The 27,000-nt window shown below is 71.7% G+C and carries 23 protein-coding genes and 1 pseudogene; 9 read left to right on the forward strand and 15 right to left on the reverse strand.

From position 1 onward, the window contains the following. The first annotated feature begins 167 nt into the window (after positions 1-167). The 5 genes from ALLO2_RS05770 (at position 168) to ALLO2_RS05790 (ending at position 4,962) form a co-directional block, all read left to right on the forward strand. A complete protein-coding gene (locus ALLO2_RS05770) occupies positions 168-707 on the forward strand; it encodes a transcriptional regulator (protein WP_035730390.1) in 540 nt (179 codons plus the stop codon). 123 nt (positions 708-830) lie between these two features. Continuing rightward, positions 831-1,955 (forward strand): ABC transporter ATP-binding protein, encoded by a 1,125-nt coding sequence (locus ALLO2_RS05775; protein WP_035730264.1) that lies wholly within the window; start codon positions 831-833, stop codon positions 1,953-1,955. Continuing rightward, positions 1,952-2,737: an ABC transporter permease gene (locus tag ALLO2_RS05780; RefSeq protein ID WP_035730266.1), complete on the forward strand. Its 786-nt coding sequence runs from the start codon at positions 1,952-1,954 to the stop codon at positions 2,735-2,737. Before ALLO2_RS05775 ends, ALLO2_RS05780 begins: the two co-directional genes overlap by 4 nt. A 156-nt stretch (positions 2,738-2,893) precedes the next feature. Next, positions 2,894-3,922 carry a heme A synthase gene (locus ALLO2_RS05785; protein ID WP_035730270.1) on the forward strand — a complete coding sequence of 343 codons (1,029 nt, stop codon included), beginning with the start codon at positions 2,894-2,896 and terminating at the stop codon, positions 3,920-3,922. A gap of 497 nt (positions 3,923-4,419) precedes the next feature. Next, complete coding sequence (locus tag ALLO2_RS05790; protein WP_011436091.1) at positions 4,420-4,962, forward strand: NADPH-dependent FMN reductase; 543 nt, start codon at positions 4,420-4,422, stop codon at positions 4,960-4,962. Positions 4,963-5,009: 47 nt separating this feature from the next. Here the strand turns inward: ALLO2_RS05790 and ALLO2_RS05795 are convergent, their stop codons facing one another. Beyond that, on the reverse strand, positions 5,010-5,303 hold the full coding sequence (locus ALLO2_RS05795; RefSeq protein ID WP_011436090.1) for a hypothetical protein: 294 nt from the start codon (positions 5,301-5,303) through the stop codon (positions 5,010-5,012). A 968-nt stretch (positions 5,304-6,271) separates the two neighbouring features. Continuing rightward, positions 6,272-7,141: a heme o synthase gene (locus ALLO2_RS05805; protein WP_023841562.1), complete on the reverse strand. Its 870-nt coding sequence runs from the start codon at positions 7,139-7,141 to the stop codon at positions 6,272-6,274. Between the two features lie 805 nt (positions 7,142-7,946). On the opposite strand from ALLO2_RS05805, the gene tal reads away from it, so the two are divergent. The 4 genes from tal to pgl all read left to right on the forward strand — a co-directional run bounded on the left by tal (position 7,947) and on the right by pgl (position 12,664). Then, a complete protein-coding gene (gene tal / locus ALLO2_RS05810) occupies positions 7,947-9,062 on the forward strand; it encodes a transaldolase (protein ID WP_011436087.1) in 1,116 nt (371 codons plus the stop codon). A gap of 142 nt (positions 9,063-9,204) precedes the next feature. Beyond that, on the forward strand, positions 9,205-10,737 hold the full coding sequence (gene zwf, locus ALLO2_RS05815) for a glucose-6-phosphate dehydrogenase (RefSeq protein ID WP_084588361.1): 1,533 nt from the start codon (positions 9,205-9,207) through the stop codon (positions 10,735-10,737). Between the two features lie 20 nt (positions 10,738-10,757). Beyond that, entirely contained in the window at positions 10,758-11,870 is a 1,113-nt protein-coding gene (locus ALLO2_RS05820; RefSeq protein WP_011436085.1) for a glucose-6-phosphate dehydrogenase assembly protein OpcA, read from the forward strand. Then, positions 11,867-12,664, forward strand: coding sequence for a 6-phosphogluconolactonase (gene pgl / locus ALLO2_RS05825; protein WP_011436084.1), 798 nt, complete (start codon positions 11,867-11,869; stop codon positions 12,662-12,664). The genes ALLO2_RS05820 and pgl overlap by 4 nt, the downstream gene beginning before the upstream one ends. A 69-nt stretch (positions 12,665-12,733) precedes the next feature. On the opposite strand, the gene ALLO2_RS05830 is transcribed toward pgl, so the two are convergent. The 13 genes and pseudogenes from ALLO2_RS05830 to uvrC form a co-directional block, all read right to left on the reverse strand. After that, entirely contained in the window at positions 12,734-13,123 is a 390-nt protein-coding gene (locus ALLO2_RS05830) for an SHOCT domain-containing protein (RefSeq protein ID WP_011436083.1), read from the reverse strand. A gap of 228 nt (positions 13,124-13,351) precedes the next feature. Next, positions 13,352-14,962, reverse strand: coding sequence for a serine/threonine-protein kinase (locus tag ALLO2_RS05835; RefSeq protein ID WP_035730280.1), 1,611 nt, complete (start codon positions 14,960-14,962; stop codon positions 13,352-13,354). 147 nt (positions 14,963-15,109) lie between these two features. Continuing rightward, positions 15,110-15,445, reverse strand: a complete 336-nt coding sequence (locus ALLO2_RS05840) for an RNA polymerase-binding protein RbpA (protein WP_011436081.1) — start codon at positions 15,443-15,445, stop codon at positions 15,110-15,112. Between the two features lie 257 nt (positions 15,446-15,702). Further along, complete coding sequence (locus ALLO2_RS05845) at positions 15,703-17,469, reverse strand: ABC transporter substrate-binding protein (RefSeq protein ID WP_035730283.1); 1,767 nt, start codon at positions 17,467-17,469, stop codon at positions 15,703-15,705. 74 nt (positions 17,470-17,543) lie between these two features. Then, positions 17,544-17,774 (reverse strand): preprotein translocase subunit SecG, encoded by a 231-nt coding sequence (gene secG, locus ALLO2_RS05850; protein ID WP_035730286.1) that lies wholly within the window; start codon positions 17,772-17,774, stop codon positions 17,544-17,546. Next, positions 17,775-18,013 (reverse strand): annotated as a pseudogene (locus ALLO2_RS24025) (oligopeptide/dipeptide ABC transporter ATP-binding protein); the annotation flags it as partial. A 37-nt stretch (positions 18,014-18,050) separates the two neighbouring features. Continuing rightward, positions 18,051-18,977, reverse strand: coding sequence for a triose-phosphate isomerase (tpiA, locus tag ALLO2_RS05855; RefSeq protein ID WP_011436078.1), 927 nt, complete (start codon positions 18,975-18,977; stop codon positions 18,051-18,053). Between the two features lie 69 nt (positions 18,978-19,046). Further along, a complete protein-coding gene (pgk, locus tag ALLO2_RS05860) occupies positions 19,047-20,249 on the reverse strand; it encodes a phosphoglycerate kinase (protein WP_023841694.1) in 1,203 nt (400 codons plus the stop codon). A gap of 165 nt (positions 20,250-20,414) precedes the next feature. Further along, entirely contained in the window at positions 20,415-21,422 is a 1,008-nt protein-coding gene (gene gap, locus ALLO2_RS05865) for a type I glyceraldehyde-3-phosphate dehydrogenase (RefSeq protein WP_023841695.1), read from the reverse strand. Positions 21,423-21,889: 467 nt separating this feature from the next. Next, complete coding sequence (whiA, locus tag ALLO2_RS05870) at positions 21,890-22,867, reverse strand: DNA-binding protein WhiA (protein ID WP_198030954.1); 978 nt, start codon at positions 22,865-22,867, stop codon at positions 21,890-21,892. A 14-nt stretch (positions 22,868-22,881) separates the two neighbouring features. Next, entirely contained in the window at positions 22,882-23,964 is a 1,083-nt protein-coding gene (yvcK, locus tag ALLO2_RS05875) for a uridine diphosphate-N-acetylglucosamine-binding protein YvcK (protein ID WP_035730292.1), read from the reverse strand. Between the two features lie 7 nt (positions 23,965-23,971). After that, complete coding sequence (rapZ, locus tag ALLO2_RS05880; RefSeq protein WP_011436073.1) at positions 23,972-24,841, reverse strand: RNase adapter RapZ; 870 nt, start codon at positions 24,839-24,841, stop codon at positions 23,972-23,974. Beyond that, complete coding sequence (gene uvrC / locus ALLO2_RS05885) at positions 24,838-26,955, reverse strand: excinuclease ABC subunit UvrC (RefSeq protein ID WP_035730294.1); 2,118 nt, start codon at positions 26,953-26,955, stop codon at positions 24,838-24,840. The genes rapZ and uvrC overlap by 4 nt, the downstream gene beginning before the upstream one ends. Positions 26,956-27,000 lie beyond the last annotated feature (45 nt).

Below are 27,000 nucleotides of genomic sequence, written 5' to 3' on the forward strand. Positions count from 1 at the left end.
AAACACTGTCGCGATTCCCGGATTGCGCCCCGCGACCGCGGGACCACGCCAGGGCCACGTTCCCTCGCGGCTTCTTGGTCGAACCGGCTGCCAGACGAACCGAGGCCTGACAATCTGTCACAGGGGGCGGTTGGCGTCTCCTGTCGACCTTGACCCGGACGGAGACCGTGACCGAGGCGGACTACGCCCTGGAGCTCGGCCGCCGGCTTCGCGCGGCGCGCAACCGGCGTGGCTTGTCGCTGCTGGACGTCCAGGAGCGCACGCATGGCCGGTGGACTGCCGGGACCCTGGGCGCCTACGAGCGAGGCTCTCGGACCCTGCGCGTGCATCGACTGGTCGAGCTCGCCGAGCTGTACGACGTTCCCGCGACGCTGCTGGTACCGCCGGCCGCCGATCGCCGCGAGACCGACCATCTGCCGCCGCTGGTCATCGACCTGCGCCGGCTGCGCAAGCTGCCCCCGACCCGCACCGGACCGCTGCGGCGCNGGATCGCCATCGTGCAGGTCCTGCGGTCGGACAGTTCACGCGACGTCCTGCGGCTGCGTCGCTCCGACCTGCAGTCGTTGTCCCGGCTCTACAGCACCACGCCGGCGATGCTGTACGAGCGGCTGGGCGCCTGGGGAGCGCTGGTGGAGCCAGGCGAGCCGGTGGCGGTCGGCGGGCGCCGCCGGGCGCTGCCCNNCCGCCCGCCGCAGCAACGGGGCTAGCAACGGGACTGGCAACGGGACTAGGGCACGGCCGCCCGGTGGTGCCCGTTCCACCCAGCCGAAGGCCTCGTGCCGGGGCGGACCGGCCCTCCGCCCGACCCGCGATGTCCGTAGGATCGCAAGGTGGCCGAGATCCTGGCAGTCAGTGTCACGGACCTCGTGAAGACGTATTCCTCGCGGTCCGCTTCCCCGCGTTCCGGTCGTCGTCCTCACGGGTCCGGGCGGCGGACCCGCACCGGTCGGGCCGGGCGCGGTCCCGCGGCGTTCTCCACGTCCCCTACGCCGTCCCCTACGCCCCCCGTGCGCCAGGCGCCCCCGGCGCCGCCGGTCCCTTCCGGCGACGCCGCTCGACCGTCGACGACACCCGATGGTCGGATACGCGCCGTGGACGAACTGTCACTTACCGTCCCGACCGGCACGGTCACGGCGCTGCTCGGGCCGAACGGCGCCGGCAAGACAACCACCGTGGAGATCTGCGAGGGATTCCGCCGTGCCGACGCGGGCGAGGTGCGGGTCCTCGGACTCGACCCCTGGGCGGACGCCGTTGCCCTGCGCCCCCGGGTCGGGGTGATGCTGCAGTCCGGGGGGATGTATCCCGGCGCCCGCGCCGGCGAGATGCTGCGCCTCGTCGCCTCGCACTACCGCCACCCGCTGGATCCCGCGGCGCTGTTGGACCGGCTCGGGCTGGCCGGGTCCGCCGGTACCCCGTTCCGCCGGCTCTCCGGCGGCCAGCAGCAGCGGCTGTCGCTGGCGATGGCCGTGGTCGGCCGCCCGGAGCTGGTCTTCCTCGACGAGCCGACGGCCGGGTTGGACGTCCAGGGCCGGCGGGACACCTGGGAACTCGTCGAGGAGCTGCGCACGGCCGGGGTCACCGTCGTGCTGACCACCCACGCCATGGACGAGGCCGAACGGCTCGCCGATCAGGTGATCATCGTCGACCACGGCAGGGTGGTGGCGGTCGGCTCCCCCGCGGAGCTCACCCGGGGCGGCGCCGAGGGGCAGCTGCGCTTCCGGGCCCCCGCCGGGCTGGATCTCGGCCGGCTGCTGCTCGCGCTGCCCGACGGCACCACCGTGCAGGAGGGCCCGGCTGGGCACTACCTGTTGCAGGGCACGGTCGACCCGCAACTGCTCGCCGCGGTGACCGCCTGGTGCGCGGGTAACGGCATCCTGGCAGAGGATCTCCGGGTCGAACAACGCACGCTGGAGGACGTCTTCGTGGAACTGACCGGATCGGAGCTGCGCTCATGACCGGCGTCCCGCTGCTCGATCTGCGCCCGGCTCCGGCGCCCGCGTCGCGGGCCCGGATGCTGGCGGCACAGACCAGGCTCGAGCTGGTACTCACCCTGCGGCGCGGCGAGTCCGTCCTGCTCACCCTGATCATCCCGGTCGGTCTGCTGGCCTTCTTCACCGCCGTCGACGTGCTGCCGAGCTCCACCGAGCGGCCGGTGGACTTCCTCGTCCCCGGGGTGCTCGCGCTGGCCGTGATGTCGACCGCCTTCACCGGGCAGGCGATCGCGACGGGCTTCGAACGCTCCTACGGCGTACTCAAACGCCTCGGGGCGACCCCGCTGCCGCGCGTGGTCCTGCTCGCCGGCAAGACGTTGGCGGTGCTCGCCGTCGAGGTCATCCAGCTGGTGCTCCTGGTGGCGGTCGGATTCGCGCTGGGCTGGGACCCGACCGGCGGGCCGGTCGGGGTTCCGGCGGTGCTGGCGCTACTCGTCCTGGGCACAGCCGCGTTCTCGGGGCTCGGCCTGCTGATGGCCGGAGCCCTGCGGGCCGAGGCGACGCTCGCCGCCGCCAACGGCGTCTACCTGGTGCTGCTGCTGATCGGCGGGGNGGNGTTCCCGCTGTCGAAGCTTCCCGGCTGGCTGCGGGCGGTCGCCGAGGCGCTGCCGACCGCGGCGCTGTCGGACGGGCTGCGGGCCGTCCTGGCAGAGGGCGACGGTCCGGGGGCACGCCCCCTGATCGTGCTCGTGGCCTGGGCGGTGGCGAGTCTGGCGCTCGCCGCCCGCACCTTCAGTTGGGAGTAGAGCCGACTGGGAGTAGAGCCGACACCGCGACCGTCCGGTCACCGGGCACCATCCGGCCGGCAGGCACCATCCGGCCGGCAGGCACCATCCGGCCGGCAGGCACCATCCGACCAACGGAGAAGGATCCGAGCGGCCCGTGCCGGACAGGGCGTTACCATGGCAGTCGTGCCAGCTTCTACAGAGCGTCGGAGTTTGCCGCTGATCAGCCTTCGCGCCTTCCGGCTCCTCACCACGCTCAACGTGGTCTTGCTGTCACTGATCGTGGTGAGTGGCGGCGTGGTCCGCCTGACCGGCTCCGGCCTCGGCTGCCCGACCTGGCCGCAGTGCGGGGACGGCTCGTTCGTGCCGCACTCGGAATACGCCCTGCACGGAGCGATCGAGTTCGGCAACCGGGTCGTCGGCCTGGTGGTCGGCCTCGTGACGCTGATCACCCCGCTGGTCGCGCTCCGCCTGCGGGGCGGACGGCGGCGCGATCTTCGACTGCTGTCCTTCGGCCTCTGGGTGGGTTTCCTCGGGCAGGCCGTGCTCGGCGGGATCACCGTCCTGACGAAGCTGCACCCGGCGACCGTCGCCGCCCATTTCCTGCTCTCCATGGTCCTGCTGTGGAACGCGGTCCTGCTGGACCACCGGGCCCGCCAGGACGCGGGTGCGCCGACCCCGGGGGTCGGTCCCGCGCTGCGGTGGCTGGCGCGCCTGCTGGTGGTCGTCTCGGCGGGGGNGCTCGTCCTCGGCACGGTCGTGACCGGCGCCGGGCCGCACAGCGGTGACAGCGACCATCCGGCCCGCTTCGGGTTCGACCTCGTCAACGTCTCCCAACTGCACGCCGACGGCGCGATGCTGCTGGTCGGGCTCGTCGCGGCCATGGCGTTCGCGGTGCGGGTCGCCGAGGCCCCCGACGAGGCCAGGCGGACCTCCCTCGCCCTGGTCGGGACCGTCCTCGCGCAGGCCGCGATCGGATTCACTCAGTACTTCCTCGGCGTTCCCGCCCTCCTCGTCGCCCTGCACATGACCGGGGCGACCGTGATGTGGGTCGCCGCGCTGCGGCTCTGGCTCGCCCTGAGCTCCCGGCACCCCCGGCCGGCACCGGACGCGGCGCCCACGCTCGCGGCGGCCGGCGCCGAGGTCCCCACGCCCGCCGGGCCGGTCGGGACCACCGCCCCCACCGGCGCCGGCATCGGCTCCTAGACCACCGACACCCTGGGACCACCGACACCCTGGGACCACCGACACCCTGGGACCACCGACACCCTGGGACCACCGACACCCTGGCCACGGCGGCCACGCCCCGTTCCTGAGACGGGAAACAGTCCCGGCGGCCGGCTCGACGTCCGACGACCCGCCGCGGCACGGCCTCCGCCGAGGGGCCGACGTCGCGACGGAAACGCGACGGACAAGTGTGGAGGGTTGGGCATGGTCTGGAGACCGTCCCCCAGACCGGGCGCCAGCGCCACTACCGAGTGTAACCGATCACAGCCTTATGTGATCTTGTCGAGGCCCTGCCCCGACTCCTCACAATGCAACAGCGCCGTTGCGGGGGTCTCGCCGGATGACCGATGATTTGGAGCTCGATTATGATGGATGGAGGCTTGGACAAGCCTGACCTTCCCAACTCAGGAGTAATTTTCCATTTCTGGCACACCCAACGAAGGACCAGGTGAAAGTCGGCGGCTAGAATCGGCCGTGTGGATGCCACCCAAAAAATTCTTCTGCTATGCGGAAGCCTCCGCGCCGGGTCGTCCAACTCGGCGCTGCTACGCACCACGCGAGCATTGACCCCGCCGGGATTCGTTGCGGACGACTACGACGGTATGGCCAAGCTGCCGCACTTTAACCCTGACGACGACCAAGATCCTTTGCCTGTGTCGGTAGTGGACCTGCGGGCCCGCATTGCATCGGCCGCTGCGATCCTGATCTGCACGCCGGAGTACGCGGGCGCACTGCCGGGTTCCTTTAAGAACCTGCTCGACTGGACCGTCGGTGGGATCGAGATCGGGGACAAACCCACGGCATGGATCAACGTATCGCCGTCCACGACAAAGGCCGCGGACGCGCACGATTCCCTGCGCAAGGTGCTGCGTTACACCGGCGCCATGATCGTCGAGGAAGCCTGCATGCACATCCCCGTCCACAGATCGACCATCAACGACCAGGGCGTGGTCACCGATGACCAGATCCGGGCCGGTGTGCTCAAGTCACTGGCCGCGCTGACCGCAGCGGTCTCGTGAACCAGACCGGTCCCCGGGGTGGAGCGACCCGGGGACCGGGTCGACCGCTACAACACCTGCGCCGATTCATGCAGGTCCCGCTGCCGGATGAAGAAGAAGGCAACCAGGGCGCCGACCGCGCACACAATGGCGCAGACGACCATGACGCTGGTGAAGCTATGCACGAACGCGGCCCGACCGGCGTCGCCAGCCCGGGTGATGTTGCCGACGGCAACTTCCCGTCCCACGGCCGAAGGTCCAGCGTACTTCGACAGCACCAGCTGCTGAAACAGCGCGCCGAAGCCGGCGATCCCGATGGCGACACCAACCTGCTGAAAGGTCTCGCCGATGCCGGTGGCCATGCCCGCCTTCGCGGCCCTACCTGCCAGCGCTGGCGTCGTTCGCCCGCCACCTCCGCAACGACTACGACGCCGTCGTCGCCGGGCTCACCCTGCCGCACAGTTCCGGGCCCGTCGAGGGCGCCGTGATTCCACGTAACTGTAAGTAGGCGGAATGAAATAACCTGTGCAACTTGAGCCTCTCGCGGCCCTGTGACCTGCTAAGATGCTCCCGAACATGCATTTGTTATTTCATTACGATTCCTAAAGATGGTGAAGAGGCAGATGTATGGACGGGCGAACTTCGATCTCCTGCGTAAGCGCGTGTTGATCAGACAACTCGGAAACCAGGCCATCACGTGATCGTCGCCAGAACCGAATAACGCGATCGCCTCCGCTGCCGCGGGAGACGGAACGGGATCAGGCGGGCGCGGACCCGGCGGAGGCTGGCCGGCCAGGACGGCAGTGTGCGGGTCGGGACCGGACGCGGGCTGCCGCCGGGTGGGGTGGTGGGTGTTCGGGGGTGTCGTGCCAGCACAGGCTGAACGCGCAGTTCACCAGGGCCGGGTGGCGGGCGATCGCGGTGGCGGAGCGGACCTGGACGTCGGCCCAGCCGAGTTCGTGTGTGATCTGTTTGTAGTCTTGTTCGACCCAGCCGTGCGGCCCGTACAGGCGGTCGATCTCGCTGTGGGCGGCGGGTGGGAACGCCGATGCCGCCGCGGTGGGCAGGTCGGGGNGGGGCAGGGNGGTGGCCAGATACCAGGTACTGGTCGATGGCAGGGTCGCCGGGTCGGTGGTGGCCACGACCAGCCGCGGTGGTCCGCCGGGTCTGGGTGTGCCCGTCCGGTAGACGCGCCGCACTGGTGTCAACTGGCCAGGACGGGTGGGCCCGTCCCAGACCCTTCGCGGGCGGCCCGCCGGCAAAACAACGCCCCGTCCCGCCCGGTGACACCGGGATCAGGACGGGGCGGGGTCGGTGGGGTCGGGCGAGATCAGACGAGAGCGGTGACGGCGATCGCCACGAACAGCAGGGTCAGATACGTGATCGACATGTGGAACAGGCGCATCGGCCTCGGGTCCTCGCCGTGCCGGGCCCGGCGGGCGACCCGGTGCGACTCGACCAGGAACCAGGCTCCCACCGCGACGGCGGCGACGAGGTAGACCGGGCCGGTGGAGGCGACGGGAGCGACCGCGAGCGAGGCGGCGACCATCGCGTAGGCGTAGCCCAGCATCCGCCGGGTGACGACCTGGACGGAGGCGACGACCGGCAGCATGGGGACGCCCGCCGCGGCGTAGTCGTCGCGGAACTTCATCGCCAACGCCCAGAAGTGCGGCGGGGTCCAGAAGAAGACGACGGCGAACAGCAGCACCGCGGCCCAGCCGACGGTCCCCGTGACCGCCGACCATCCGATCAGGACGGGGAAGCAGCCGGCCGCGCCCCCGATGACGATGTTCGACGGGGTGCGGCGCTTCAGCCCGAGGGTGTAGACGAAGACGTAGAAGGCGATCGCCCCGTCCGCCAGCAGCGCGGAGGGCCAGTTGACCAGGAAACCGAAGAGCAGCGTCGAGACGATCCCGATCACGATGCCGAAGGTCAGCGCCTCCGTGGGCGTGACGGTCGCCCGCACGAGCGGACGGCGCTTCGTGCGGCCCATCATCTGATCGATGTCACGATCGACGTAACAGTTGATCGTGTTCGCGCTGCCGGCGGCGAGGGTTCCCGCCACCAGGGTCACGGCGATCAGCCAGAGCGACGGCACGCCCCGTTCGGCGAGCATCATGACCGGGACGGTGGTGATGAGCAGCAGTTCGACCACGCGCAGCTTCATTAGGGCGACATAGCCGCGGGCCTTCGCCGACACGGCCGCCCAGCCCCCGCGAGTCGCGTGCCCGGCGCCCGGGAGCCCGTCGGCGGGCGGATCGGCTGCGGGGGCTGGCGGGCCGGCTGCGGGGGCTGGCGGGCCGGCTGCGGGGGCTGGCGGGCCGGCTGCGGGGGCTGGCGGGCCGCCGACCCCCGGCGCCGGTGCGGGGACACCGGGCGGCTCGAGCGCCGGCGCCGGTGCGGTCGTTGGCTTGGAGGCGCCCGCCCGCCCCGGTCCGCGGGCGGGGACATGCCGGTGACGAAGGACGGCCTCGGTAGACAGAGCGACCTCGCGATCGGCGGGATCGACGGGCGACCCACGCGGGACGGTGCCCCGAAAGTCGGAGCGGACGGTGTTCTACGACGTGTCGGAGTCTAGCCGCCGCGGCGCTGCGTACGCGCGTCGACCGCGCCCGGACCCCCGCCGCCGTCCTGCGTCCTCTCTCACAACCGCGCCACGCGGCCCCCCGGGCGGCGGCGACCGACATGTACTGGCGTGGGGCATCGGACAGCGACGGTGGGCATGGCGCATGGACGGCGGGCATCGGGCATCAGGCATGAACCGCAGGGACCGGGATTCCACTCGTCGTGCGCGTTGTTCTCCCAACCGCCACCCGACTGTCACGGGGATCCGCAGACTGGGATCAGACTGGAAACAGACTGGGATGGAGCCGGCCCCAGAGGGTAGTGCCCTGAAGGGGGTGCGCCCATCCGAAGCGCGAGAACGGCCATGAAGCGCGAGAACAGCTTGGAGGCCTTGGAGACATGGTGAGGACGCCACCGCCCGCGGAGAGGAAGTCAGCCCGATGAGCAATCCCCTGTCCGAGCTCTCAGCCGCCGGAGTGGCGGTCTGGCTGGACGACATCAGCCGGGACCGCCTACGCACCGGCAACCTCGCCCACCTGGTCGAGAACCGCGGCGTTGTCGGCGTGACGAGCAACCCGACCATCTTCCAGAAGGCGATCAGTTCGAGCGACCTGTACGACGAGCAGCTGCACGACCTGGCGATCCGCGGCGTGGACGTCGGCGAGGCCGTCCGGGCCATCACGGCCGCCGACGTGCGCGACGCCTGCGACGTGCTGCGCGGCGTCTACGACGCCAGCGGCGGCGTCGACGGCCGGGTGTCCCTGGAGGTCGATCCCCGGCTCGCCCACGAGGCCGAGCGCACGCTCGCCGAGGCGCGTGCCCTGTGGTGGCTGGTCGACCGACCCAACCTGTTCATCAAGATTCCCGCCACCCGGGCCGGCCTCTCGGCAATCACCGAGACGCTTGCCCAGGGCATCAGCGTGAACGTGACGCTGATCTTCGGACTCGACCGGTACGACGCCGTGATCGACGCGTTCATGACCGGTCTGGAGAAGGCCCTGGCCGCGGGGCGCGACATCACCGACCTGGCCTCGGTCGCGTCGTTCTTCGTCAGCCGGGTGGACACCGAGGTCGACCAGCGGCTGGAGAAGATCGGCACCTCGGAGGCGAAGGCGCTACGCGGCCGGGCCGCCGTCGCCAACGCCCGGCTGGCCTTCGAGCGGTACGAGAAGGCGTTCGCCACCCCCCGCTGGGCGGCCCTGGCCGCGGCGGGCGCGAAGCCCCAACGCCCGTTGTGGGCGTCGACGTCCACCAAGGACCCGTCCCTGCCGGACACGATCTACGTCACCGAGCTGATCGCGCCCGGAACCGTCAACACGATGCCGGAGGCGACCCTGGAGGCGTTCGCCGACCACGGGTCGGTGACGGGTGAGACGATCCGCCCCCGCTACGAGGAGGCCCACGAGGTGTTCGCCCAGCTCACAGCCGTCGGAATCGATCTCGACGACGTGATCGAGACCCTGGAGAGCCAGGGCGTACAGAAGTTCGAGGACTCGTGGACCCAGCTGTTGGACACCATCGCGGCGCACCTGGGATCAGCCGGTTCGTCCGCGTAAGGCCTGGCGCCGGCCGTGGCCGTGGCGGTCGCCACGGCCGTCGCCACGGCCGTGATGATCGTCTCAGCGTCGTTCATGGACACCCGACGGTCCCCGGTGAAACAACCTCGGAGAGACCACAAGCAGAACGAAGGGGGAACGGGTGGCGCCCACGGTGAGTACCAACCCGCTGCGGGACCCACGTGACCGCAGACTGCCGCGCCTGCCGGACGCGAGCGCCCTGGTGGTGTTCGGCGCTACCGGCGACCTGGCCCGCAAGAAGCTGATCCCCGCCGTCTACGACCTGGCCCNCCGCGGCCTGCTGCCGCCGGGTTTCGTCCTGCTCGGGTTCGCCCGCCGGGACTGGCCCGACGAGGACTTCGCCGAGTTCGCCCGGCAGGCCGCCGAGAAGGGCGCCCGCACCCCCTTCCGTGCAGAGGTCTGGGACCGGCTGGCGGGCTCCGTGCGGTTCCTGCCAGGGTCCTTCGACGACGACGCCGCGTTCGACCGGCTCGCCCGCACGCTGGAGAGCCTGGAGCACTCCCACGGTATCCGTGGCAACGCGGCGTTCTACCTGTCGATCCCGCCGTCGGCCTTCCCGGTCGTGCTCAAGCAGATGCAGCGCACCGGGCTCTCCTCGGCCGCGGGTTCGGGCGGCTGGCGCCGGGTCGTCGTCGAGAAACCGTTCGGTCACGACCTGGAGTCGGCCCGGCAGCTCAACGCGCTCGTCGACGACGTCTTCACCCCGTCCGGGGTGTTCCGCATCGACCACTACCTGGGCAAGGAGACGGTCCAGAACCTCTTCGCGCTGCGCTTCGCCAACACGCTGTTCGAACCGATCTGGAACTCCCAGTTCGTCGATTCGGTGCAGATCACCATGGCCGAGGACGTCGGGATCGGCACCCGGGCCGGCTTCTACGACGAGACGGGCGCCGCTCGGGACGTGCTCCAGAACCACCTGTTGCAGCTGCTCGCCCTGACCGCGATGGAGGAGCCGGTCAGCTTCGGCGCGGAGACCATCCGCACCGAGAAGCTGAAGGTGCTCCGCGCGGTGTCGCTGCCCATGGACCTCACTCGCTACGCGGTAAGGGGGCAGTACGAGCAGGGCTGGCTCGCCGGGGAGCGGGTCCCGGGCTACCTCGACGAACAGGACATCCCTGCGCAGTCGCGGACGGAGACCTTCTCGGCGGTGCGCCTCGGCATCGAGACGCGCCGGTGGGCCGGGGTGCCGTTCTACCTGCGGACCGGCAAGCGGCTGCCACGGCGGGTCACCGAGGTCGCCATCTTCTTCAAGAAGGCGCCGCACCTGCCATTCGACGAGACCGCCACCACCGAGCTCGGCAACAACCAGCTGGTCATCCGGGTGCAGCCCGACGAGGGGGTCACGCTCAAGTTCGGCTCCAAGGTCCCCGGCTCGGCGATGGAGGTCCGGGACGTCGCGATGGACTTCCTGTTCGGTGAGGCGTTCACCGAGGCGCTGCCGGAGGCCTACGAACGGCTGATCCTCGACGTGCTGCTCGGCGACGCGACGCTGTTCCCGAACAACGCGGAGGTCGAGGAGTCCTGGCGGATCGTCGATCCGCTGGAGCGGCACTGGGCGGGCACCACCCCGCACCGCTACCGGGCCGGCACCTGGGGTCCGGCTGCCGCCGACGAGATGCTCGCCCACGACGGTCGCCGGTGGCGGCGGCCATGACCATGGATTAGGAGCCCCTCGTGACCACATTGTGGGACACCACCGGTTCTGAGGTGGTCAAGGCCCTCGCCGCCGAACGACGGGCGGCCGGAGCCCTGGCCTTCGGCCTGGCGCTGACCCTCGTCGTCGTCGTCGACGAAAAGCACGTCAGCGCCGCCGAGGGCGCGGCGACGCTGGCGGCCTCGGCCCATCCGTGCCGGCTACTGATCGTCGTCCGCCGGCAGGTCGACGTGCCGCATCCCCGGCTCGACGCCGAGGTCTCGATCGGCGGTCGGCTCGGCCCGGGCGAAGCGGTCGTGATGCGGATGTCCGGCCGGTTGGCGCTGCACGCGGAATCGGTCGTGCTTCCCCTGCTCGCACCGGACGCCCCGGTGGTCACCTGGTGGCACGACGAGCCGCCGGCCCGGATCGCCTACGACCCGCTCGGCGTGTTCGCCGACCGGCGGGTCACCGACGTCACCGCCAGCCCGGATCCGCTGTCGGCCCTGTTCCAGCGGGCCGCGGACTTCGCCCCCGGCGACACGGACCTGTCCTGGACCAGGCTGTCGCCCTGGCGCACCCTGCTCGCCGCCGCCTTCGACGCGGTGGTCAGCGAGCGGCCGGACTCGGCCGTCATCACCGCCGGCCGGGCCGATCCGAGCGCCCAGCTGTTCGCCGGCTGGCTCCAGAACAGGCTCGCCGTCCCGGTGACGGTCGACGAGACGGGCGGCCGGCCCGGTATCACCGCGGTCGCCGTCGCCCTCGACGGGGACCGGCTGGCCGTCTCCCGCACCGACTCCCGCTCGGCGATGATCTCCCGCACCGGGTACCCGGACCGGGTACTGCCTCTGGCCGACCGGGGCGTCGGGGACCTGCTCGCCGAGGAGCTGCGCCGGCTTGACGAGGACGCCGTCTACGCCGAGGCCCTGGGTACCTGGAGCGGCCTGCCGAACCTGACCAGACGCTCGCCGCACCGAGAGCACATCTGGCGGGACCCGATGGACCAGACCGTGGGCACCACGGACGCGTTGGCCGCCGGCGCCGCGACGTCGGGCGCCGTGACGTCGGGCACCGTGACGTCCAGCACCGCGGCCCCGGGCACCGCCCCGATGACGAGTGCCCCGAACAACGAACGGACGGTGGGTGGCGCATGACGGCCGAGCCGGAGCTCGTCCTCCATCGTGACGCCGGGGTACTGGCCAGGGCGGCCGCGGCCCGGCTGATCACCCGGCTGGTGGACGCCCAGACGGCCCGCGGGGAGGCCTCACTCGTCCTGACCGGCGGTGGCATCGGCATCGCCCTGCTGCGGGCGGTGCGATCGAACCCGGCTCTCGACGCGGTGGACTGGGGCAAGGTCGACATCTGGTGGGGCGACGAGCGGTTCGTCGCGGCCGGCTCGCCCGACCGCAACGAGCGGCAGGCGCGGGAGGCGCTGCTCGATCACATCCCGGTGGATCCCAAACGGATCTTCCCGATGGGCCATCTGGCGGCCCCGACCGCGGGCGGTGACGTCGAGGGACGGGCCTCGGCCTCCGGCTATACCGATCCGGAGTCCGCCGCGGCGGAGTACACCGCGCTGCTGGCCACCCGTGCCGTCGCCGGATCGGCGGTGCCGAGCTTCGACGTGGTGCTCCTCGGGCTCGGCCCGGAGGGCCATGTCGCCTCGCTGTTCCCGGACTCCCCCGCGGTCGTCGCGACCGAACCGGTGGTGGCCGTGCATGACTGCCCCAAACCACCGCCGGAACGCGTCACGCTGACCCTGCCGGCCATTCAGTCCGCCCACGAGGTCTGGGTGATCGTCGCCGGGGAGGAGAAGGCCGATGCGGTCGCGGCGTCGTTCTCCGGAGCGGGACCGATCACGATCCCGGCGACGGGAGCCGTCGGCCGCGACCGCAGCCTGTGGCTCGCCGACCGGGCCGCCGCCTCCCGGCTGCCCGGCTGGCAGTGACACGGTCCGTGGACGACCTGTCCCGTAGACCTGTCCCGTGGGCCGGGCCCACGGGACGGCACCGGCGGATCAGGTCAGGATCTTGGTCTTGCCCCGCTCGAACTCGGCCTCGCTGATGATCCCCCGGTCGCGCAGGTGCGCGAGCTTGCCGAGTTCGTCGGCGTCGCTCGTTGTCCCGGCGGCCTCCTGGAGGTAGGCGCGCCAGGCCTGTTCGTCGCGCTGCGCCGCGGCGCGGCTGCGCTCGTGCATGCTGCCACCCCGCACGATCAGGTAGGCGATCACGCCGAGCCAGGGCAGCACCACGATCGCGACCGTCCAGGCGGCCTTCGCCCATCCGGACAGATCCTGGCTGCGGAACACATCCATGATCACCGCAAACAGCAGCCACAGCCACAGGATGAAAGCAAAAAACCACAGCATATAGAGGAAGACACTGAGTAGCGGAAAATCGGGATCCACGGAGTACCTCCTGTCCACCTGTCCACGCCGTGGTCGGGCGGTGGCCTGGACGGGCCACGGCCGTCCCGGCGTCCTGGGCCCCGGTTCCGGCCCGGACCCGGTTTCTGACCCGGTCCGTTCATACCCGCGCCGGGCCGTTCCCCCCGTCTCGCCGCCTCACCCGCCGGGGGTGGACCGCCCAGCGCGCTCACCCGCTCACCCGGCAGTCCGGTCAGCCGGCAGTCCCGGTCAGCCCGGAGGCGCGGGGGACGATGGGGACATGGGGGGCGCCGAGCGGCGCATGGTCGCCTGCCCCGCCGAACTGATCTCGGTCGCCGGATACGAGCAGTCGAGCGTGCCGTCGCCGTGGAGCACGAGGTCCAGCCAGGTGGCGGCGAAGCACAACGCCCCGACCCGGGTGAGACGTTCCTCGAGCCGGACCGAGGCGCCGGACACCCCCCGCAGCACGAGCTCGCCGGCGCATCCACTCTCCGGGTAGGCACTCGTGCCGATCACCTCGCCGATCCGGCCGCCCCGCAGCACCAGCTCGGCGTTGAAGTGCACGAACGCCTGCGTCACCGATCCGCTCCAACTGCCGATCATGCCCGGGGGCAGCGCCTCGCCAGCCTCGGCGCCCGGTTGCGACCCGACCCCCGCCGGATCCCGCGTGGCGACCGTCGGCGGCGAGGCACGACGCCGGTCGCCGTCGCCGCCGTCGTCCGCGCCGAACAGCTGGTACGCCCCGGCGGCCACGGCGGCGAGCAGCACCAGGAGGATCATCGCCCCGGCCATCAGCCGGGGTGCCCGCCACGACCGGACCCACCCGACCGCGCCGGGGGGCCGCGCCGTCCCTGGCCAGGCCGGCGGGAACGGCACGGGTCGCGACCCGGTCCGGCGCCGGATCACCGCGTCCGGCGCCGGGGACCGCGGCAACGACGCGGCCGGGGATGCCGAGGACGGCGGCAACGACGCGGCCAGGGATGCCGGAGATGCCGGAGATACCAGGGATGCCGGGGCGGAATCGGCTGGGTGGGACGCGGCCCAGGTCAGCAACGCCTGCGCTCCCTCCGCGCGCAGCCGGCTCGCCGGGTTCTTGGCCAGCAGCCCGGCGATCGCTGCCGACAGCCTGCCGCCCCGGAGGAAGGGTGGCGGATCGGCGTGCAGCACGGCGCCGATAGTGGTGGGCAGCGTGTCGCGCTGGAACGGTGAGACCCCCTCGACGGCAAAGTAGAGGGTGGCGCCGAGGGCGAACAGGTCGCCGGCCAGGGTCGCGGGGCCGCCGAGGAGGCGTTCGGGCGCCATGTAAGCGGGCGTCCCGCCGCTGCCGATGCCGCCGGTGAGGGTCGGGTCGGCGGCGTGGGTGGCGATGCCGAAGTCGGTCAGCAGCACCCGGCCGTCGTCGGCCAGCAGGATGTTCGATGGTTTGACGTCCCGGTGCAGCACGCCCATCCGCTGACCCGCGACCAGGGCGTCGAGGACCGCGAGCCCGACCTGGATGGCACGCTCGGGCGGCAGGGGACCGTCCCGGTTGACCGTCGTGGCGAGTGTGCCGGCCCGGACCAGCTCCATCACGATCCACGGCAGGCCGTCGTGTTCCACGGCGTCATGGACGGTGACCACGTGTGGGTTCCCCCGCAGCCGGGCGGCGTTGCGGGCCTCGCGCATCGCCGTCTCCACTCCGGCGGCACGCTCGTCGTCGTCGAGGTCGGCGGAGACCCGGATCTCCTTGATCGCCNCCTCGNCCCGGAGCACGTCGTCGTGGGCCCGCCACACGGTGCCCATCCCACCGGAGCCAATCCGTTCGACGAGCCGGTACCGCCCGGCGACGAGCGGGCCGATGCCGACACCATCCACAGTCACAGGGGCATCCTCGGCGACGGCGCAACGGCTGCGGGAGCGGGGGCGGGGCGCGCGTGCGCCGACGGTCGCCGCCGGCGGCGACCGTCGGCCGGGGCCGGAGCCGGGGCCGGGGCCGGGGCCGGGGCCGGGGCCGGGGCCGGGGCCGGGCTAGGATGCGCCCCGAAGCTTGGCGAGCGCCTCGGCGAGGATCGCCTCGCCGTCCTTTTCGTTCCGTCGTTCCCGCACGTAGGCGAGATGGGTCTTGTACGGCTCGGTGCGCGGCGGGGCCGGGGTGTTGTCCCGATCCCGTCCCGCCGGAAAACCACAGCTCGGACAATCCCACGTGTCGGGGATCGCCGCGTCCGCAGCGAACGACGGTCTCGTCTCGTGCGCGTTAGCGCACCAGAAGGAGATACGTTGCCGGGGCGCGGTCTCGCCCCGTTCCGCCTCTCCCATCGGTCCTGCCCCGACCCGGCTCCCCCGGATGGCGTTGCCACCTGCCACGGCCCGCGTGCTCCTTCGTCTCGTCCCATGGGTGGTAGCACGGAAACCGTGCCTGCCGATTTCGCTGCCTCGAGTGCCGCGAAACCTCGTACCCGGTTTCGTAAACCTGACGTTCCCGGCGCTTTTCCCCAGATGTTCCTCCGGGTACGTCCTGGAGGGAGTGTAGGCCGCGAGAGCCACCCATGGATGCACCGGCCACCCCCGCCTGGTTACCCCTGGCGTTACCCCCGGTGGGAGGAGCGTGTTCAGGTCGGCTGTCATCCGGACCCCAGCGAGACCGCGGTCGGATCGGCGGTGCCGATCGACGGCACGATCGTGAACGCGGTGACGTTCGTGCTGTGGAACTGCGGGGNGTGCACGACGGCCAGCGGGATCACCGCGACCTGCTCGACCAGCGTGTGCTCCAGGTCGGCCCAATTGCTCGCGGCGGTCGCCTCGCTGGTGGCCCGCAGCGCCGTGGCGAGCAGATGCAGGGCGCCCGGATCCCGGTAGCCGCCGTCGGCCGGCCTGGGGCCGGCCCACGTCTCGTCCAGCAACGGCTGGAAGACGGTGCGGCCCGCGTCGCCGTACCAGTCCGGGGCGATAGTAGTGAGCGCCAGGTCCCAGAACTGCCCGGTGGGGTGGACGGCTGCCGCACGGTAGCGCTCGCCGGTCCGGATCCGGATGTCGAGGCGGATACCGGAACGGGCGAAGGCGGTCCGCAGTGCTTCGGCGGCCGCCACGTCGGTGGCGCTGTCCGTGGTGAGCAGGGACAGCGCCGTGACGGGTCCGCCGGGGGTATGGCTCAGCGCCTCCCGGCAACGGGCCGCGTCGCCGAGTCCCGCCGGGCTCGGGAAGGGATCCGCGTCGGTGTAGCCGGTCATCGTCTCCTGCAGCAACCCGGTGGCGGCAGCGGCGAACTCGGGGCCGCCGAGCGCCGCCGCGAGGCTCACCCGGTCGATGCAGTAGGGCAGCGCCCGGCGGACCGACAGCTCACGCAGCGCGGCCGCGGAGGGCCCATTGAACCCGACGGTGAGCGCCAGGGTGACCCCGACCCCGTCGACCACGAGACGGGGGTCGTTCGCCCTGGCGAGCTCCACGGCCCGGCTGTCGGGTATCTTCCCGTCGAGCGACATGTCCGCGTCGCCGCTCTCCAGCTCCTGCTGCATGGCCTCCGGACTCAGGCCGTCGAAGATCGTTATATGGTCGGGCAGGGCGCGGCGGATCCCGTCCGAGGACGCGCTCCACGATGGGCTGCGCGACAGCCGGTACCCCTCGCCGGGGGCGACCGTGAACCGGTACGGCCCGGCCGAGACCAGGTTGTGCAGGTACTCCAGCGAGTCCGGCGGGTAGGCCAGGGCCTCCAGCGGCACCGGGGAGGCCGCCGGCAGCGCCAGCACGTCCACGAAGTCGTTCACCGGGGCCAGTAGGTGGAACGCGAGCGTGTCGTCGCCGACGATCTCGATGCCCTCCACGGTGCTGCTCTCGACGAAGGCCGCGGCGTCGGCGACCGGGGTCGCCGCCAGCTGGGCACAGAACTCCCGGAATCCGACGATGGTCGCCGTGAAGTAGCCGCGCAGCGGTGACGGGTTCGGGGGCGTGCACAGTCGCTTGATGCCGCGGGCGACGTCGTTGGCAGTGATCCGGCGCTGGTTGGGGGTGTCCCAGCGCGCCGCGGGACGCAGCCGCACCGTGTAGACCAGCCCGTTCTCGGTGACGACCGGCGCGCCGACGGCGAGGTCCGGCCGCGGGATGGTCGACTTCGTCGTGTCCTCGTCGGAGGGATAGCTGTACAGCTGGCGGGTCACGAGCCGGCTGACCGCCCGCTCGCCGGGCTGGTCGGCCCAGCCCGGATCGCCACTGGGCATCCACTGGGTGACGATCCGCAGCGTGCCGCCCGGCTTGCCGGACGGAGGGGGCGTGGTGGTCGTCGCCGGGGTGGGACTGGCAGCGAGCTCACGCGATCCGTCCCCCGAGCCACCGCTGCAGGCGGTCACCGTGGCAGCCAGGACCGTGGCGAGCAGGATCGTGGCGAGCACGGACACGAGGCGAGGCAGCCGGCCTCCACGGCCGCGACCACTCCCGCGGCCGGGACCAGGGCGCGGGCCGAACTGGGCGTTCAATTCTTCAGCAGCAGACCGAGACCGACGATGCAGGTGAACCAGATGATCCCAACAGCGATGGTCAACCGGTCGAGGTTCTTCTCCACGACCGAGGACCCACCCAGCGACGAGGACNCGCCGCCGCCGAACAGGGTGGACAGCCCGCCTCCCTTGGCTCGGTGCAACAGCACAAGCATGATCATCAGAATACTCGCGACAATCAGGGCGATCGACAGACCGATCGTCATCTAGACCAGCTCCCGCTCCTCGGGGAAGTGGCAGGCCGCTCGGTGCCCAGGCCGAACCTCCGACAAGGGCGGTTCCACCGTCCTACACACCTCCTCGGCCTTCCAGCAACGTGGGTGGAACCGGCACGCCTTGAGGGGATCGGGCGGGCCGGACACGTCGCCACGCAACAGTATCCGCTCTCACCGACAGTGCTTCGCCTGGTCCGGTGGTCCGGCACCGGGACGGCCGGCGGCAGGGCGAGTGCGCGGTAGGCGAGTGTACGGACGCGTCCGCCGTCAGGCCGGCGGCCCGCTGCGCACGATGCCGACGAACTCCTCGGCGACCAGGCTCGCCCCGCCGACCAGCCCGCCGTCCACGTCCGGCATGGTGAACAGCTCGCCGGCGTTCGCTGCCTTCACCGAGCCGCCGTAGAGGACACGGATCCCCGCGGCGATCTCATCGCCGTACTGACTGGCCAGCTGGCCGCGGACCGCCGCGCACATGTCCTGGGCGTCCTGCGCGGAGGCGGTGCGGCCAGTGCCGATCGCCCACACCGGCTCGTAGGCGATGACGATCGTCGCGGCCTGCTCGGCGGTGATGCCAGCCAGCGACCGCTCGAGCTGACGCAGCACGTGCTCGACCTGGGTGCCGGCGGCCCGGATCTCCTCGGGCTCCCCCACGCACAGGATAGGGGTGAGCCCCACGGAGAAGGCCGCCTTCGCCTTGGCCGCCACCAGCGCGTCGTCCTCGTGGTGGTCGGCCCGGCGCTCGGAGTGCCCGACGACGACGTAGTCGCAGCCGAGCTTGGCCAGCATCGCCCCGCTGATGTCACCGGTGTGCGCNCCCGACGCGTAGGGGGAGAGGTCCTGCCCGCCGTAGGCGATGGCGAGCTTGTCCCCGTCCACCAGGGTCTGCACGCTGCGCAGATCGGTGAACGGCGGGAGAACGACGACCTCGACGGTCTCCAGCTCGGCGGGCTTGAGATCGAAGGCGATCTTCTGCACCAGCGCGATCGCCTCGAGGTGATTGAGGTTCATCTTCCAGTTGCCGGCTACCAGCGTCCGTCGGCCGGTGCCCTTGACGCCGGCGGCGCCCTTTGAACCGGCAGCGCCCTTCACCGACCTGTCCTTGCCCACGCCGTCCTCGTCCTTCCCGGATCCCCTGTTCTTCCCGGATCCCCTGTCGGAACCTCGCTCAGATCTTCCCCGGCCCAGCAGGGCCATCAGCCGGCCCCGGCCCCGGAGGTCCCGCGGACGCCGGACGTCCCGCGGAGGCCGGACGTCCCGCGGAAATCAGACATCGAGGGCCGCGAGCCCGGGCAGCGTCTTGCCCTCCAGGTATTCCAGGCTCGCGCCGCCGCCGGTCGAGATGTGACTGAAGGCATCCTCCGGGATGCCGAGCGTGCGGACCGCCGCGGCGGAGTCGCCGCCACCCACGACGGAGAACCCCTTGCCGGCGGCGACCGCCTCGGCCACCCCCCGGGTGCCCGCAGCGAACGGCGCGAGCTCGAACACGCCCATCGGCCCGTTCCAGAAGACCGTGGCCGCTCCGGCCAGCCGCGCGGCGAACAGCTCCGTCGACGCCGGGCCGATGTCGAGCCCGAGCCAGCCGGCGGGGATGGCGTCAGCCGCGACGACGGCGGTGTCCGCGTCGGCGGCGAACCTGTCCGCGACGACGACGTCGGTCGGCAGCACGATCCGCTCCCCGCCCTCGGCGAGCAGCTCCTTGCACGTTTCGATCATCTCGGTCTCCAGCAGCGACCCGCCGACCCCGTGACCGAGCGCCGCCAGGAAGGTGAAGCACATCCCCCCGCCGACGAGCAACGCGTCGACCTTGGGCAGCAGCGCGCGGATCACGCCGAGCTTGTCGGACACCTTGGACCCGCCGAGCACGACACTGTAGGGACGCGCCGGGTCGCTGCTGAGCCGGCGGAGCACTTCCAGCTCGGTACGCACGAGCCGACCCGCGGCGTGCGGCAGCCGCTTCGGGACGTCGGCGACGCTGGCATGGGCCCGGTGGACCGCGCCGAAGGCGTCCCCGACGTAGAACTCGGCGAGCGCCGACAGCTCGTCGGCGAAAGCCGCGCGGATCGCCGCGTCCTTGCTGGTCTCCCCGGCGGCGAAGCGCAGGTTCTCCAGCAGGGCCACCTCGCCGTCCCCGAGTCCGGCGACCACCTCGCGGGCATGCGCACCGGCGATGTCACCGCTGCCGTCGCCGGCGAACGCCACCGGCCGGCCCAGCAGCTCGGCGAGCCGACCCGCCACCGGCTCCAAGGAGTACTTCGGGTCCGGTTCGCCCTTCGGCCGGCCCAGGTGCGAGCTCACGACCACCCGGGCGCCCCGGTCCAGCAGCGCGGAGATGGTCGGGACGCTGGCGCGGACCCGGCCGTCGTCGGTGATGCGCGGGGTGTCACCGGAACGATCCAGCGGCACGTTCAGGTCACTGCGGACCAGCACTCGGTGCCCGGCGACCTGCAGGTCGTCGATCGTCCTCACGCTTCGTTACTCCATTGGGGAGAGAAATTGTCGAGGAAGAGCCGGAGAGGATCCTCTCCGGCCCGGTCGGGAGGAACGGCCGGGGAGGACCGGCGCCGCCCGACGGGTTTCGCCTGCCGGCGGCGCGCGGGCCCAGCGGCGCGCGGCGACCAGCGGCGCGCGGGCCTAGAGACGCGCGGCGACCAGCGCGGTCAGGTCGACCAGCCGGTTGGAGTAGCCCCACTCGTTGTCGTACCAGCCGACGACCTTCACCTGATTGCCGGCGGACATCGTCAGCAGCGAGTCAAACGTGCAGGACGCCGGGGTGTTGACGATGTCAGAGGAGACGATCGGGTCCTCGGTGTAGACAAGGTAGCCCTTCAGCGGGCCCTCCGCCGCCGCTTTGAACGCCGCGTTGACCTCTTCCTTGCTGGCCTTCTTGTCCAGGGTGGCCACCAGGTCGGTGACCGAGCCGTCGAGGACCGGCACCCGCATCGCCAGTCCGTCGAGCTTGCCCTTGAGGTGGGGCAGGACCAGCGCGGTGGCCTTCGCCGCACCCGTGGTGGTCGGGATGATGTTCTGCGCCGCAGCCCGCGCCCGCCGCAGGTCCGAGTGCGGGAAGTCCAGGATGACCTGGTCGTTGGTGTAGGCGTGGATGGTGGTCATCAGCCCCTGGCTGATACCGAAGGCCTCGTCGAGCACCTTCGCCATCGGCGCGACGCAGTTCGTCGTGCAGGATGCGTTGGACAGGATGTGGTGCCTGGCCGGGTCGTAGGCGTCGTCGTTCACGCCTATCACCACAGTGATGTCCTCGTCCTTGGCCGGCGCCGAGATGATGACCTTCTTGGCACCCGCCTGCAGGTGCTTGCCCGCATCCGCCGCCTTGGCGAAGCGGCCGGTGGACTCGATGACGACGTCCACGCCCAGATCGGCCCAGGGCAGCGCCGCCGGGTCGCGCTCGGCCAGCACCTTGATCACGGTATCACCGACGCGGATACCCTCGTCAACGACACCGACCGCAGCGGAAAGCGTACCCAGCGTGGTGTCGTACTTGAGCAGATGCGCGAGAGTCTTGTTGTCGGTCAGGTCGTTGACCGCGACGATCTCGAGATCGTTCCGGTTGCTCGCCGCGAGCGCCCGCCAGAAGTTACGACCGATTCGCCCGAAGCCGTTGACACCCACCCGCGTAGCCACGTCCAGGACTCCCTACCGTCTTGTCTCGTCGTTTCGATAGTCACGCCGTCGTTCCATCGCGACGTCGTCGTTCGGTTGTGACGTTCTCGTTCGTGTGGCGCTGTCGTTCGTGTGGCGCTGTCGAGGCAGGAGCCTAACGAGTTTGCACATCATCGGCGGGAATCCGAACCGTGCGATGTTGGTCTCCTCACACGGTGCGGGCACGCCCCACCCGGAAACTACATCCCATCACATGGCTGCGCTGCCGCACCGCCGGTGCGCCTCCGCGCAGGGCCGGGGGCCGGCAGATCCCGTGGACCCGCGCTGACGCCGGCCGAACCGCCCAGGCGGGCGCCCCACAGGGCGGGTCCCACCCCGAAGAGCCCCGAAGAGCCATCCGATCCCGATGGTGCTACTGGGCCAGTAGTCCACTTGCGGGTATGACTTGCAGGTATGAAATGTCTGGGCCTGACCTGGGCCGCTGTTGCTCAGGCGTTCTCAAGGAGATCCGGGGAGACGCTCGCCTCGGTGTTGGGGATACCGAGCGCGTTGGCCCTCTTGTCGGCGAGCGCCAGCAGCCGGCGGATCCGGCCGGCGACCGCATCCTTGGTCAGCGGCGGGTCCGCGAGCGCGCCCNGCTCCTCCNGGGAGGCCTGCGCGTGCTCGATGCGCAACCGGCCGGCCGCCAGCAGGTGCTCCGGGGCGTCGTCGCCGAGGATGCGCATCGCGGCCTGCACCCGGGCGCCGGCGGCCACCGCGGCCCGGGCGGAGCGGCGCAGGTTGGCGTCGTCGAAGTTCGCCAGCCGGTTGGCGGTCGCCCGGACCTCCCGGCGCATCCGCCGTTCCTCCCAGGCGAGCAGGCTGTCGTGCGCACCGATCCTGGTCAGCAGCGCGCCGATCGCGTCGCCGTCGCGGATGACGACGCGATCGACGCCGCGCACGTCCCGGCTTTTGGCCTGGACCCCCAGCCGACGCGCCGCGCCGACCAGGGCGAGCGCGGCCTCTGGACCAGGCGAGGTCACCTCCAGCGAGCAGGACCGACCCGGCTCGGTCAGCGAACCGTGGGCGAGGAACGCGCCCCGCCAGGCCGCCGCGGCGTCACAGGCGGAGCCCGTGACCACCTGCGGCGGCAGCCCGCGCACCGGACGGCCACGCTGGTCGAGCAGGCCGGTGGACCGCGCGAGCTGCTCGCCGTCTCGCTCGACGCGCACGATGTAGCGCACCGAGCGGCGCAGCCCACCGGCGGCCAGCACGGCCACCGTCGAGGGGAAGCCGAAGACCTCGGCGACCTCACGACGCAACCGGCGGGCGGTCGCGCCAGTATCGAGTTCCGCCTCGACCACGATACGACCACCGACGATGTGCAGCCCCCCACCGAAGCGCAGCAGGGCCGCCATCTCGGCCCGCCGGCAACAGGGCTTCGCGACCCGCAGCCGGCTCAGTTCGTCCTTGACGGTGGCCGTCATCGCCGCCACACCGATCACTCCTTGGCTTCACCGGATGGGGTCCGGCGGACCGGTCCGCCGGACGATGAGTACTGCGTGACCGGCCGCCGGGACGCGGGCGTCGGGCAGGTCGCCTCCGGGAGTCCCGCGAACACCGCACGGAAGGCCGCGGCGAGCCGGACCGGATCGTGCACGGGCGCGCCGGGGATCCGCACCGGCGCCAGATGGAGCCGGGCACCGACGTCCGCCGCCGCCCGGGCGAGCAGATCGGGGTCGGGCACGGCGGTCGGATCGGCGATCACCACGTCCAGCCGCAGGCCGGGAACGTGCCGGCCGAGGGNGNGGAGATGGGCCTGGGGGGNGTATCCCTCGGTCTCCCCCGGCTGGGCGGTCAGGTTCAACACCATCACCCGGTTCGCCCGGGACGTCGCGATCGCCCGGTTCATCTCAGGAACCAGCAGATGCGGCAGCATGCTCGTGTAGTGCGATCCCGGTCCAAGGATGATCCAGTCGGCCGCGCCCGCCGCGGTCACCGCCTCCGGACAGGCCGGCGGTGCCGCCGGCGACAGCCGGACACCCGCGACCCGTCCACCGGTCGTGGCCACCGCGGCCTGCCCGCGCACCTCGACCTCGGCGGTGGGCGCCGCCGGATCCAGCCCCACGACGTCGGCGACGATATCGATGCCCCTGGTCGACAGCGGCAGCACCCGCCCCCGCACGCCGAGGAGGGTGGCGGCCAAGTCGAGCGCGGCCACCGGTGATCCGGTGCGCTCGGCGAGCGCGGTCAGCACGAGGTTGCCGACCGCGTGCCCGGCGAGCGGCCCGTCGCCGCCGAACCGGTGCTGGAACACGTCCGCCCAGGTGGTCGACCATCCGTCCGGTCCGGCCAGCGCGGCCAGGGCCATTCGCAGATCGCCCATGGGGAGCGCGCCGAGCTCCGCGCGCAGCCGCCCGGAGGATCCACCGTCGTCACCGACGGTCACCACGGCGGTAAGCGCCGAGGTGATCTGCCGGAGCGCGGCGAGCGAGGCGGCGAGCCCGTGGCCGCCGCCGAAGGCGACGACCGCCGGTGCCCGGTCCGGACCGTCGGAGCGCGCGGCTACGCCCTTGAGGTTCACGGATGGTTCACTCCCGTCCCAGGTCACGGTGCACCACCCGGACTCCCACGCCGCCCGCGGCGAGCCGGATGCCGAGCTGCTCGGCGATCGCGACGCTACGGTGCTTGCCGCCGGTGCACCCGACGGCCAGCGTGAGATACCGCTTGCCCTCACGGGCGTAACCCTCGCCGACCAGGCGGAGCAGCGCCGAGTACTGGTCGAGGAAGTCCTGCGCTCCCGGCTGGGCCAGCACATAGTCGCGCACCTGCGGATCGCGGCCGGTGAACGGGCGCAGCGCCTCCACCCAGTGCGGGTTGGGCAGGAACCGGCAGTCGGCGACGAGATCCGCATCCAGCGGAAGTCCGTACTTGTACCCGAACGACACCACCGTGGCGTTGAGCCGGTTGGCGTTCGGCTGCCCGAACGCGGCGTCGATCTTCGACCGCAACTCGTGGACGTTCAGGTCGGTGGTGTCGAGGACCAGGTCGGCCTCGCCGCGCAGCTCGGCGAGCAGAATCCGTTCCCGGCCGATGCCGTCGACCACCCGCTCGTCGCGCTGCAGCGGATGCGGCCGGCGGACGTGCTCGAACCGGCGGATCAGCGCGTCGTCGCTGGCCTCGAGGAACAGCATCCGGGGATGCATGCCCCGCGCGTCGAGCGCCGCGATCGCGGCGCGCAGGTCAGAGAAAAACGGCCGGCCCCGCACGTCCACCACGACGGCGATGCGGCTGATTGCCCCACCGGAACGACGGCCCAGCTCAGCCATGGTGGACAGCAGCTCCGGAGGAAGGTTGTCGACGACGAACCAGCCCAGGTCCTCCAGACACTTCGCCGCGGTGCTGCGCCCGGCGCCGGACAGCCCGGTGATGATCGCCAGATCCAGGGTCGGGGTGGTCATGAGACGGTCTCCGTGTCGAGAATCTCTCCGGTGCGCGGGTCGACGACGGGGGCGGGCGCGTCGGCGCGGCCCGGCGCCGACCGGGCCAGCGCGGTGACGATCGCCGCCGCCGTCCGCGGGCCGATGCCGGACACCTGCGCGATCTGCTCGGCACTCGCCGCCCGTATCTTCGCCACCGAACCGAAGTGGCGCAGCAGGGCCTTGCGCCGGGTGTCACCCAGGCCGGGGACCTCGTCGAGGGCGGAGGCCACCATGGCCGTGGACCGCTTCTGCCGGTGGTAGGCGATGGCGAAGCGGTGCGCCTCGTCGCGCACCCGTTGCAGCAGGTAGAGCGCCTCGGACGTCCGCGGGAGGATGACCGGGTCCGCGGTGTCCGGCAGCCAGACCTCCTCCAGCCGCTTCGCCAGCCCGCACAGCGCCACCCCGCCGGGGCCGGCGTCGATGCCGAGCTCGTCGAGCGCCCGGGCCGCCGCAGCCACCTGGGGCGCCCCGCCGTCCACCACGACGAGGTTCGGCGGGTAGGCGAACCGGCGCGGCCGCCCGGTCCCCGGATCGATCGGCTGCGCGGCACCCGGCGCGCCGGCGATGTCGCCAAGCTCGGCGATGTCGGCGATGTCGGCGATGCGGGACCGCTCGGCGAGGTAGCGCGAGAACCTCCGGTGGATGGTTTCGTACATGCTCGCCACGTCGTCCCCGGCACCCTCCCGGCCGGCACCCTCCCGGCCGGCGATGCCGCGGATCGCGAACCTGCGGTACTCGGACTTGCGCGGCAGGCCGTCCTCGAACACGACCATGCTCGCCACGACGTTCGTGCCCTGGGTGTTCGAGACGTCGAAGCACTCGATGCGCAGCGGCGCGTCGGGCAGCTCCAGGGCCTCCTGAAGCTCGGCGAGGGCACGGCTGCGGGCGGTGAGGTCACTGGCCCGCTTCGTCCGGTGCAGCGCGAACGCCTGCTTGGCGTTGCGCTCCACCGTTTCGAGCAGGGTGCGCTTGTCCCCACGGCGGGGCACGCGGACCTCGACGCGGCTACCCCGGGCCGCGCCGAGCAGTTCGGTGACCGCCTCGACATCGGGCGGCAGGGCGGGCACCAGGATCTCGCGGGGGATGCCTTCCCCCTGGGATCCCGCGGTGGTCGTGGGCACCGTCGAACCGGCGGTCCCGGTCGAGGCCGCTCCCGTGCCGTCGAGGTACTCCTGGGTGAGGAACTGCTCGACGAGGTCCGCGGTCGTGACCTCGTCGAGCTTGTCGACGACCCAGCCCCGCTGGCCGCGTACCCGCCCGCCACGCACGTAGAACACCGCGACGGCGGCCTCCAGCTCGTCCTCGGCGAAGGCGATGACGTCGGCGTCGGTGCCGTCGGGCAGGACCACGGCCTGCTTCTCAACCGCACGGCGCAGGGCGCCGATGTCGTCGCGCAGCCGCGCGGCGCGTTCGTACTCCTGGGCCTGCGCCGCCTGCTGCATCTCCCGTTCGAGCCGACGCAGGTAACGGCCCGTCTGCCCGGACATGAAGTCGCAGAAGTCCTCGACTATCTCCCGATGGGTGGCCGCGTCGACCCGTCCCACGCAGGGTGCCGAGCACCGGTCGATGTACCCGAGCAGGCACGGCCGTCCGACCTGCGCGGCCCGTTTGAAGACCCCGCCCGAGCATGTGCGGGCGGGGAAGACCCGCAGGAGCAGATCGAGGGTCTCCCGGATGGCCCAGGCATGCGCGTACGGGCCGAAGTACCGGACGCCCTTGCGCTTGGGTCCCCGCATGACCTGCAGGCGCGGGAACTCCTCGTGGAGGGTCACGGCGAGACTCGGGTAGCTCTTGTCGTCGCGGTAGCGGACGTTGAAGCGCGGGTCGAACTGCTTGATCCACGTGTACTCGAGCTGGAGGGCCTCGACCTCGGTCGAGACGACGGTCCAGTCGACCGAGCTCGCCGAGGAGACCATGTGCTGCGTACGCGGATGGAGGGTGTGCAACTCGGCGAAGTAGTTGGCCAGCCGGGCCCGCAGGTTCTTGGCCTTGCCGACATAGAGCACGCGACCGTGCTCGTCACGGNAACGATAGACACCGGGTGTCTCGGGGATCGAGCCCGGCGCGGGCCGGTAGGACGCCGGATCAGCCATGAACCGAGCCTACGGCGACCTTCATCCCGAGCAAGCAGCACCTGC

This window comes from Frankia sp. Allo2 (assembly GCF_000733325.1).
Lineage (GTDB): Bacteria > Actinomycetota > Actinomycetes > Frankiales > Frankiaceae > Frankia > Frankia casuarinae.